We start from the raw sequence: 11,091 nt of genomic DNA on the forward strand, positions 1-11,091 counted from the left end.
AGGGTTTGGATTTGAGCTTTATTGTGTAATATCTTTTTATAGATAGGGTCAAAAAATTTATCGTATTCTTCAATTTTTTCTTTTGGTGGAAATACAAAGGATAAATAATCAATACTACTGCTTGCGTGTAAAATTGTTGTTCCTTCTGCGTGCATGTTTATTTCATCTTGAATTTCTTCGCTAATAAATATCTGGTGCTTTAACCAAAGTTTATTGTAAATTTCATCTTTTGAATAGATTTTCCTAATTCCTGATGAATAACAACCAACTAAACCAAATGAAACCCTGCCAACTGTACCGTCAAAAGAAACTAAAAGATCGTCAAAATTACAAATGCTATTTCTTGCTAAATCTTTTTTAACATAAACGTCAGCTTTATTATCTAACATATTACCAACTCTTATAAATCTAACAGTATCAATACCTGGTGTTTTTAAATAATTTTTACTTCCTGGTTCTATACCTTTCTCAAAAATGTAAACATCTTTTAATCTCTTCTCTTCCCACCCATCAGGCAATCCATCTTTTGTTGGCTCAATAAACCACTGCCTGAATAAAGTCATTGCCATTTCTTCAAGTGTTTTATTTTGACGATGGAGTAGCTCTATTTTGTCATCTATGCTTGAAAGAACCTCAGCTATAGCTTTTCGCTCTGGAGGAGGAGGGAGTAAGATTGGAAAATTTCTTAAATCACCAAGTGTAATATATTGTTGTGTAGAACCTTTTAAAGAAGCACGAATTTCAGCTTGTGCCTCATTTGACTTTAAATAGTAATAAATCCATTTTGATAAATCTTTATTCCCTGTTTTAAATAAACCCACATTTTTTATCGCAAAATCCGGTTCAAAATCAACAATTACCATTTCGCCAATTGTTCCAATCATTGAAAACAAAATATCATATTTATCGACTTTGCTTCTTTTGTTTATTGCCTCAAAATCATCTAAGGAAATTTTATAGGCTTTTGAAAAATCAATTTTTCCATTCTTGATATGCTTTGATGTAATTAAGTATTTTCCGTCAATGACTTTTTTAGGTGAATCATGTGTTCCATCCCTAACATCCGCTATTTCCCCTAATTTTACCCACTTCCAACCTTCAGGAATATCTCCCACATACTCTATCTCTTCCAAAAACTCCATACTTAACCCTCCAAATCCAACCTTGCCAAATTCTCTAAAATAAGCTTATTAAATCTCTCTTCTTCTTTTATCTGCTCTTCAAACTCAGCCTTTAACTTATTAAACCTTTCTACAAAGTCAAAATCATCTTCTTCCTCAGGAAGTCCAACATACCTACCAGGTGCTAAAGCATAATCTAAATTCCTTACCTCTTCCAAACTTGCAGACTTACAAAAGCCTACTATATCTTGATAGTTTCCGTCGCTACCTTTTTGCCATTCATGATAAGTATCTGCTATCTTTCGTATATCCTCAGGTCTTAAGACTCTTAGTCTTCTGTTTATAAGTTCCCCCATATCCCTTGCATCTATAAAAAGAATCTGTCCTTTTCTTTTTTTGTTTTTATTTATAAACCACAAACAAACAGGAATGGGAGCATTTAAAAATAATTTGCCAGGCAAATTTACTATACACTCTACTAAATCAGCCTCTATTAAGTTTTTTCTTATCTCATACTCTTCTTTTTGTTTAGATGTTAACGAAATTTTAGCAAGAACAAACCCAGCTTTTCCTTTATTGCTTAGATGATAAATAAAATGCTGTATCCAAGCGTAGTTTGCATTTCCTGCCGGTGGTATTCCATACTGCCATCTTGGGTCATTCTCTAAATATTCTCTTCCCCATTCTTTTTGGTTAAACGGCGGGTTTGCTAATATATAATCTGCCTTTAAGTCTTTGTGTGCATCGTTTAAAAGTGAGCCTTCACTGTTCCATTTTACCTGTGAGCTGTCTATATGTCTGATTGCTAAATTCATCTTACAAAGCTTCCAAGTGGTTTGGTTGCTTTCTTGTCCGTAGATAGAAATATCATCAATTTTTCCTTGATGTGCTAATACAAATTTTTCAGATTGAACAAACATTCCACCAGAGCCACAGCAAGGGTCAAATACTCTTCCTTTGAATGGTTGTATCATTTCTACCAAAAGTTCCACAACACTTTTTGGAGTGTAGAATTGTCCGCCTTTCTTTCCTTCAGCTAATGCAAACTGTCCTAAAAAGTATTCAAAGACATATCCTAGAATATCGGCACTTTTTTCTTTTACAGCTTCTAACTCAATGTTATCAAATAGGTCTATAAGCCCTCCAAGAGATAATGGGTCTATGTTTCCTTTTGAATAAACCTTTGGTAAAACGCCTTTTAATTGAGGGTTTTCTCTTTCTATCTCATCCATTGCTTCGTCAAGAATTTTTCCTATCTCTGGATTTTTTGCATGTTTTTTAATCTCACTCCATCTTGCCTTTTCTGGAATGTAAAAAACATTTTTTGCTAAATATTCGTCTTTATCCTCCGGGTCAGCATAAGGGTCTTTTTTGAGCTCTTCGTAAAGTTTTTCAAAGGCATCTGAGATATACTTTAAAAAGACTAACCCCAACACAACATGCTTATATTCTGCTGCGTCAATATTTTTTCTAAGAGTATCTGCTGCTTTCCAAAGTTTAGCTTCTAATGGCTCGTTATTTTTTACTTTTGTTTTCTTTGCCATGATGCCCTCCCATTTTTATTAAAAAATTTTACTATAAAACCTTCCTAACTATTTCATTAATAACCATTATTCCCTTTGGAAGTAAATAAAACCTTCCATCTTTTACATCTCCATAGCCCTCATCTACTAACTCTTTTAGAAGATCCTTATTCTTGATCAAATCTACATCTATACCCTCCTTAAGCCTCAAGCCTAAGAAGATTTTTTCTTCAAGCTTTTTCTTTTCATCTAAAACCTCGCTAAACTTAACAGGTTTTATACCTTTTTCAACATTCTCTAAATACTCGTTTATATTCTTAGTATTTCCAAACCTTTTATTGTCTATATAAGACCAAGCAGAAACGCCAATGCCGAGAAAGTTTACATCTATCCAATAAAATAGATTGTGTTTACATTCATAGCCTTTTTTTGCCCAGTTTGAAAGTTCATATCTTTCAAAGCCTTTGTTATGTAAAGCTTGGTCTATCATTAAAAACATTTGATATACTAAATCTTCATCAGGTAGATGATAAAGTCCTTTTTCTACAAGTGTTCCAAGGGGTGTGTCTTCGTAGGCAGTCAGCATATAAGCTGATATGTGAGTTATAGGTAGTGATGTATATATTTCTAAATCTTTTTCAAGGTCTTGTAAAGTTTGGTTTTGAATTCCATAAATCAAATCAAGATTTATGTTAGATATTCCGGCTTTAAGACAGTTTTCTATGGTTTTATAGCTATCTTCCGGTTTGTGGTCTCTACCAAGCATTGTAAGATTTTTTTCTAAAAATGATTGATTACCAATGCTTATTCTGTTTACTCCTGCATCTTTTATGATTTTAAACTCATCATATTCATAGGTTTTTGGATTTATTTCAACTGTTATCTCAAGATTTTTTTGATGCTTTACGTTATTTTTTATAAAATCTATTATTTCAGCGATCTTTTCAGGTTTTAGCGTTGATGGTGTACCGCCTCCAAAGTAGATGGTTTGAATATCAAAATCATTATCTAAGTACATCAAAAGCTCTTTTTTAAGAGCTTCTACGTACCTATCTTTCAATTTATCTTCTTGCCAAACAAAAGATGTAAAATCACAGTATGGACATTTTATATTGCAAAATGGTATGTGTATATAAATTCCTTTTATCATGCTAAGACTAATTCTAAAAATTTTTCTGTAGCCAGTTTATCAAGATGTTCGTTTGCGTTTCCGCATTTTGGAGATAATATACAAGACGGACAACCATTTAAACATTTACAGTTTTTAATGTTTTTGTAAGTTGCTTTTAAAATATCTTCCAACCTTTCAAAGCCTACTTCTGCGTAGCCTATCCCACCTTCGTAGCCGTCATAAATAAATATACTTGCTTTTTCTGTCTGTGGATGGTAGTTTGTAGACAATCCGCCAATATCCCATCTGTCATTCATGGCAAAGATGGAATAAATACCGATCATCCCATGTTCAGCTCCATGTAAAGCACCTATGAAAATATTTTTCTCGTTCAATAATCTTTCAGCTTCTGTTGTCAAAATCTCAGTCTCTGTTTTAGATAGATTTTTTAAATAATTTTTTATGAAATTAGAATCATTCTCTTTTAAAATTTCTCCAAGTTTTCTGTATAGAGTTTTACTGTTTGAAACTATGTTTAAAACCATCTCATAGACCGGATTTTCAAGCTTTCTTCCAAGCAGTGATAGAACTGTTTTCTGACTGTTTTCTAATGTATTCTTTTCTATCAAACCTTTATAATAATCCGGAATGGTAAACCATACTGCTTTTGTGGCAAAATTTCTTTCTAAAATTTTTTTATAATCAAACATAACATCGTTGATTCTTTTATTAGATTCTATCTCTATTTTTGAGTATCCTATTACCATAGACCTAACGTTGACGCTTCCATAAAAGATCTCTATATCTTTAAATTTTCTTGATTTTTCAATGCTTTGTATTTCTGTCTCTGAAGCCAATACCGGATGTGTAAAATAATTTAAATCTACTTTTTCAACATACACCACCTTATCATCATTATCTACATTGATAACTTTATAAGTTTCTCCGGAATGAATATAAACTGCATTTGGAAAAGCTTCATAAAATACATACTCTTGCTCAAGATTTCCGATAGAACGATTGGTCTTTATGTCTACTATATTATAACTATCTCCTGCTGACCTGATGCTAAAAGAGATTTTTTTTCTTGATTTGATTTTATCTTTATCAATATAAAGAATTTTTTCTTCTAAAAGCTCTTTTACCGCTTCTTTTTCTGATGGCTTTATATCTCTAATATGAATAGGAAGTTCTTTAGCTGATAATATTAGATGTTTTTTAAGAATGTATTTATTTTCTGGGTTTATGATTGGCTCCTCTACATTTCTGTTAAAAATATCTTCAGGATTTTTAAGATAATACTGGTCTAGGGCATCTTGTTTTGTGATTAGGTAGTTGTATGCTGTTTGTCCTCTTCTGCCGGCTCTTCCAAAGCGTTGCCACATAGCAGCCAGCGTCCCCGGAAAACCTTTTAAAACAACACACTGAATCTCTCCAATATCTATTCCCATTTCTAACGAACTTGTAGAAAGTACGACCGTTATATCTCCATTAGCCAAACCTTTTTCTATTTCTCTCCTTTCTTCCTGTCTGTATCCAGACCTGTAAGGTTTTACCTTATTCATAAGGTGAAAAAGATTTCTTTTTTCAAGCTCTTTTTTTATGTTTAGATAAATAACTTCTATATCTTTTCTACTGTCCATAAAAACTATCGTTGATGTTCCTGTTTTTAGAAATCCTATTATAAGCTCTATAAGTTGATGGTTAGGAGCCGGCTCTGTGATGTATATCAATTTTTTTGGGGATGGTGCTCCGGATTTTGATATTTCTATAAAATTTTTCTTTCCTGTAAGCTTTTCTGCAAAAAGACTTGGGTTTCTGATGGTTGCAGAGTTGCAGATGTATAAAGGCTCTTTCCCTGTGTAAAAATTAGCTAATCTGTTTAATCTTCTAAAAATATTTGCAACATGAGACCCAAGCACTCCTCTGTAGGCGTGAATTTCGTCAATAACGACAAACTCTAAATTTGTAAAAAATTTATCCCAGCTCCAATGATTTGGCAAAATTCCCTGATTTAGCATATCCGGGGTTGTGATTAAAAAGTTTGGCGGATTTGACCTTATTCTTACTCTTTCAGTATTTGAAGTGTCTCCATAGTATGTTTCAACAGTTGCTTTGATTTTTGTCATTTTTATAAGGTTTTCTATTTTTTCTTTTTGGTCTCTTGCAAGGGCAACAAGGGGAAAAATTAAAACGGCTGTCGTGTCCGGGTTTTGGTCTATTTTTTCTAAGATTGATAAAGTGTAGATTAAAGACTTTCCTGAAGCTGTAGGTGTAGTAACAATTATGTCATTTCCTTTTAGTATCTGCTCTATTGCATCGGCTTGATGGCTGTAAAGTTTTATGCTGTTTTCTTTTATAAAGTTATTAATCTTTTTTGATTTGAATTCAAATTCTTTGTATTCTGGTTTTGTACCCGGTATTAATTTCTTATAGACTATTTTCATTTTTCTACTGTCTCGTGGTTTTCTTGTTTAGTTTAAAAAGAATATTATAACAGATGGTTTGGGGGAGAAATTCGGGAGTTTGTCTTCTTGGATGAAGGAAAGAAATTTTTTATGTCTATTTAAAGAAAGATAAAAATGAGTTCATTTGCTTCGCTGTTGAATGACAAGGAAAATAAAAATTTGTCATTCTACTTTCGGCAAAGAATTTCCTACTTTTATTAAATTTCTCATTCCAATGTATTTTATTGTAAAATTATTTTGATGGATTTAAATTAATGGAATAATACCACTTGAAGTATATCAAATGTTTGAAAAAGTGTTTAGAAAAGAAGATGCTCAAAAAGCCGTTGAAATACTGCAAAAATCTATCAAAGAATCCTTAGAGTCTTCTGAAGAAAAATTGAAAATCTCTATTTCAGATGACCTTAAAAAAGAAATTGCTTCTAAGTATGATATTGAGCTATTGAGACAAGAAATGAAAACGTTAGAAATTGAATTTAAGAAAGAGATTGATGTTGTTAGGAAAGAAATCGAAATAACAAGACTGGAATTCAGGAAAGATTTGAGAATTGCGGTCATCATTTTGATTGCTATTATTGTAATTTTAAATCAAAACTCTTTAGAGCTTTTAGCTAAATTAGTCGGTATCGTTAAATAATATAGCTTCTTTTTAACTGAGGATGCTAAAATTTTTTTAAGATATGAAATGAATATGTGGGTATAACTTTACTTTTGTCCGTCATACTTGAGGACTTTAGTCCGAAGTATTTCCTATTCTGATTTTTTTGAAAAGAAAAAGAGATTTTTCCCTTCTCTCAGAATGAAGATGTGGATTTTTACAGCAGCCTCATGGGCAATCTCCATCAACTATTTCTACTCATTTTTTCCTATGCTAAAATTTTAAATATTCCTTTATTTTTTGACTTACAGATGCAGGAATTCCAAGCTTTTTTAACTCTTCGTCGCTTGCCTTTAAAATGTTGTCTAATGTTTTATAAGTCCTGTATAAAATTTCCTTTCTTTTTTCACCTATACCTTCAATGTTATCAAGTACGCTTTTTAAACCTTCTTTTTCTCTTAACTTTCTGTTATAAGTAATGGCAAATCTATGCGCTTCATCTCTTATTTTTGTAAAGAACTTTAAAAGCTCTTGATTTTCAAACAATCTAACTTCTTTTCCATCGTCTGTATAGATAATCTCATCTTTTTTTGCTATTGAGAAAACTCGCAGATTCTCAAGTCCAAGCTCTTGCCTTACAGTCAATCCTTGGCTTAGCTGACCTTTTCCACCATCTATTAAAACAAGCTCCGGCGGATTATCCATCTCTTTATACCTTCTAAATCTACGTGTTAAAACTTCTCTTAATGATGCAAAATCATCTATATAATTAACCGTTTTAACTCTAAACCTTCTATACTCTCTTTTATTCATGCTTCCATTTTCCCAAACAACACAAGAACCAACGGTAAACTTTCCATCAAGATGGGAAATATCAAAACACTCCACTCTGTTTGGAAGACTAAATCCAAACACTCTTTCAAACTCTGATTTAAGATTTTCTACGTTTTCTATGTTTATGTTTCTTTTTATAAAGCCTTCCACTTGTTCCGGCAAAGAAGTAAGTATTTCAACTTCTTTATTTTTTGCTTTTAAAAGCCATTGTTTAAGATTTTCTAAATCTTCTAAATCTTTGTTTGTGATGATTGTTTTTGGTATGTATGTGTCTTTACTGTAATAATCAGTGATGATGGCTATCTCATTACCTTCTTCAAACTCTTCATTTTGAACCTTCAGCTCATCCTTTCCAACTATTCTATTTCCTCTTACGATAATCAAATAAGCTCTACCACTTGAAAAGTAAAAAATATCAGCCTCTTCAACTCCAACACCTATAACTTCTTGTTTTTTTATTGTCATCTCAATTGCTTTGATTTGGTCTCTAATGACTGCTGCTTTCTCAAACATAAGCTTGTTTGTATAGTCATTAATTTTATCGTAGAGTTCATAAATAACATTTTTAACATTTCCGGATAAGAAAGCTTTAGCAACCTTTGCATCCTCCTTGTACTCTTTCATGGATATTTTATCTGCACAAGGACCGGAGCAAAGCCCAAGATGGTAATCAAAACACACCAAGCTTCTTTTTGGCAGTGGGTCGCAGGTTCTTAATTTAAACAGTTTATGAATTAGCTCTTTCATAGCTCTTGCAGTTCTTGCAGGAAGAAATGGTCCAAAATACTCTCCCTTTATCTCTCCAAACTTTCTGCTGATTTTAACAGTAGGATACTCTTCATCTGTGATAACAAGCATAGGATAGCTACTTCCTGATTTTAATCTTACATTATACTTTGGCTTGTACTGTTTAATAAGCTCATTTTCAAGAACGAATGCTTCGTAGTCTGATTTTGTTATTATCCATTCTATGCTTGAACTTTCTTTAAAAATTTTTCTTTCTTTTGGGTCTACTTTTAACTGCTGAAAATGATTTTTTAGGCGATTTTTTATATTTACAGCTTTTCCGATGTACACATATTGTTTTTTTCTATCTTTAAACAGATAAACGCCCGGCTCTTCTGGTGCTTTATTTATAAACTCCAATGCCCAATCAAAAGTTTTATTCATGATAAATAATTTAATAATTTGGCTTTAAATAGTCAAGTTGATGCATGAGAGTGTTTCAATAATCAAGATTGTCATTCTGAGCGAAGCGAAGAATCTCATATCTTTCTTTTCAAGTCAAAAAATCAAAAAAGAGATCCTTCGGACTTCGTCCTCAGGATGACGGAAAGGTAAGCTTGCAAAAGTTTTGGAACACTCTCCCAAAGGTGTTTCTAAAACATTGCATTCCAATTCCAACTAAAAAATATTTTAAAATATACGATAATAAATTTAGCAAAATACTAACATTTAAGGTGATGTCATGAGAATTACGGATTTGATTAAGTATGACAATTACATAAAGAATGACCAAATTAGACAAAATGAAATAGAAAAATACAGCAAACAGATAGCAACAGGCAAAAAACTACTTTCTCCATCTGATGATACTGTTGCAACTGTTGCATCTTTAAGATTAAAAACAATCAATCAAAACATAGACACTTACTTAAGAAATATGGATTTTGTATTAAACGTTTTAGACCAAGCAGAAAGTACTTTAAGTAATATATCAAAAGCAGGACAAGAGTTAAGAGTTGAGATTGTTAGATTATTAAATACAGGTGTTTTAGATAAAGAAGATGCGAAAGTATTAAGAGATTATTTTGTCAGCATGAAAGATTATATTATAAAGCAAGCTAACTACTCTATTGGTGATACAAGAATTTTTGGTGGAGTAAAGAGCCAAACAGACCCATTTGATTCTAACGGATTTTATCAGGGAGAAACTACAGAAACTAAAGTTCCTGTCGCTCCGGGCGTAGAGATTAATACAACTTTTGATGGGTCAAAGTATCTTGGAGTTGATACAAATGATAAACAAATGATAATGATTAAAGCTATTGATAAAATTGTTGATATAATAGATAGAGCTATAGCAGGAACAGGAAGCTTGGGAGAATTAAATACAGCTACTATTCCTGTAAATGGACAAAATTTAAAAATTCTTGAAGCTTTTGATGTAGGATTAAACAATGTTTTACAATACACATCCATCATAGGAACAAAAGTTAAAATAATCAATGATTTAAAATCCGGCTTTGAGAAAAATAAAGTCTTTAACGATAATTTAATATCCAATCTTCAAGATGTAGATGCTGCACAGGCTATAACAAATCTTCAAAAAGCCCAAACAGCATATCAAGCATTGATAGCGACATACAATCAAAACAGACAATTATCTTTGCTTGATTTTTTTAAGTAATAAAGATGATAATGTTCCAAAAATCAACATCGCCATTCTGCGCGAAGCGAAGAATCTCCTTTTTTACCCCTCTTCCTTTTAAATAGCAATAAAAGATCCTTCGGACAAAATTCCTCAGGATGACTGTTAAAGGTTGATTGATAAGTATCATAGAAAAAAGGGTGGAACCTTCTTTGTCATTCTGCAGCCAGCGAAGAATCTCATACTTTTATGAATCTCTCACTAACAATTAATAAGGCTTTAATCTACTTTTTATATCAAATTTCTAAATAATCATGATTTTTTCACAAAAAAAGGATTATATTTAAATTACATAATAATAAAACAGAGGAAGAAGTATGAAACTTTTTAGATACTTTACTTTACTTTTAATGATAATATTTAATTTATCATTTGCTATCGATGAGTTAATGCTTTATGGCATAGTAAAAGATTATAACCCTAAAGCGAAAGAAATAGTTATATTAGTTGAAAGTGGTTCATGTAGAGGTGAAAGGGTTTTCATAATCAATCCAAATATAAATTTACAAAGAGAGAAGATAATTAACAAGAAAATAAACTTCATTATAGATAGTTCGGAATGTATAAAAAGTGAAAAACACAAGATTTTAAAATATTTCGTGATGGAGGATTAAAAATGTTAAAGTTTAGAAATTTTATATTATCTTTAATATTTTTAGTATTTTTCTATAATAATTCAAAAGCTGCCAATATGAGTGAGTACTGCTATACTCCACCAACAATTACTACATCTGTGTCTCCAAACGTAATGTTGGTTATTGACGTAAGCGGTTCAATGTCTTTATTAGCATACGATGGCACCACGTATCAAGGAAATGAGGAGGGTTATTTCATACCTGACAAAGTTTATAAATATAACTCATCACAAGATTACTGGGAGGAGACTACAGGAACGGCAACAACCTGTCCAAATAGTGCTGACCGAATTAAGAAAACCAAGCTCTATGCGGGCAGCTGTCTTAACTTTCTATACATGACCCGCATAGACCTTGTAAGGTGGGCACT

General features: G+C 31.9%; 8 protein-coding genes and 1 pseudogene. 4 read left to right on the forward strand and 5 right to left on the reverse strand.

Going from position 1 to position 11,091, the window contains the following annotated elements:
• The 4 genes from SULYE_RS07935 to SULYE_RS02290 all read right to left on the reverse strand — a co-directional run.
• A partial coding sequence (locus SULYE_RS07935; protein WP_198001792.1) for a restriction endonuclease subunit S occupies positions 1–1,133 on the reverse strand: 1,133 nt, incomplete at its 3' end.
• A gap of 11 nt (positions 1,134–1,144) precedes the next feature.
• Entirely contained in the window at positions 1,145–2,665 is a 1,521-nt protein-coding gene (locus SULYE_RS02280) for a type I restriction-modification system subunit M (RefSeq protein WP_007546110.1), read from the reverse strand.
• A gap of 31 nt (positions 2,666–2,696) precedes the next feature.
• Entirely contained in the window at positions 2,697–3,794 is a 1,098-nt protein-coding gene (gene hemW, locus SULYE_RS02285; protein ID WP_007546112.1) for a radical SAM family heme chaperone HemW, read from the reverse strand.
• Positions 3,791–6,202, reverse strand: coding sequence for a DEAD/DEAH box helicase (locus SULYE_RS02290; protein WP_007546113.1), 2,412 nt, complete (start codon positions 6,200–6,202; stop codon positions 3,791–3,793). The genes hemW and SULYE_RS02290 overlap by 4 nt, the downstream gene beginning before the upstream one ends.
• A gap of 304 nt (positions 6,203–6,506) precedes the next feature.
• Between SULYE_RS02290 and SULYE_RS02295 the strand changes: the two genes are divergently transcribed.
• Complete coding sequence (locus SULYE_RS02295; protein ID WP_007546115.1) at positions 6,507–6,860, forward strand: hypothetical protein; 354 nt, start codon at positions 6,507–6,509, stop codon at positions 6,858–6,860.
• A 234-nt stretch (positions 6,861–7,094) separates the two neighbouring features.
• On the opposite strand, the gene uvrC is transcribed toward SULYE_RS02295, so the two are convergent.
• Positions 7,095–8,825, reverse strand: a complete 1,731-nt coding sequence (gene uvrC, locus SULYE_RS02300) for an excinuclease ABC subunit UvrC (RefSeq protein WP_007546117.1) — start codon at positions 8,823–8,825, stop codon at positions 7,095–7,097.
• A gap of 298 nt (positions 8,826–9,123) precedes the next feature.
• On the opposite strand from uvrC, the gene SULYE_RS02305 reads away from it, so the two are divergent.
• The 3 genes and pseudogenes from SULYE_RS02305 to SULYE_RS02315 form a co-directional block, all read left to right on the forward strand.
• Positions 9,124–10,065: a flagellin N-terminal helical domain-containing protein gene (locus SULYE_RS02305; RefSeq protein ID WP_007546118.1), complete on the forward strand. Its 942-nt coding sequence runs from the start codon at positions 9,124–9,126 to the stop codon at positions 10,063–10,065.
• Between the two features lie 338 nt (positions 10,066–10,403).
• Positions 10,404–10,700: a hypothetical protein gene (locus tag SULYE_RS02310; protein ID WP_007546119.1), complete on the forward strand. Its 297-nt coding sequence runs from the start codon at positions 10,404–10,406 to the stop codon at positions 10,698–10,700.
• A gap of 2 nt (positions 10,701–10,702) precedes the next feature.
• A pseudogene (locus tag SULYE_RS02315) lies at positions 10,703–11,091 on the forward strand (pilus assembly protein PilY); the annotation flags it as partial.

The organism is Sulfurihydrogenibium yellowstonense SS-5 (assembly GCF_000173615.1).
Lineage (GTDB): Bacteria > Aquificota > Aquificia > Aquificales > Hydrogenothermaceae > Sulfurihydrogenibium > Sulfurihydrogenibium yellowstonense.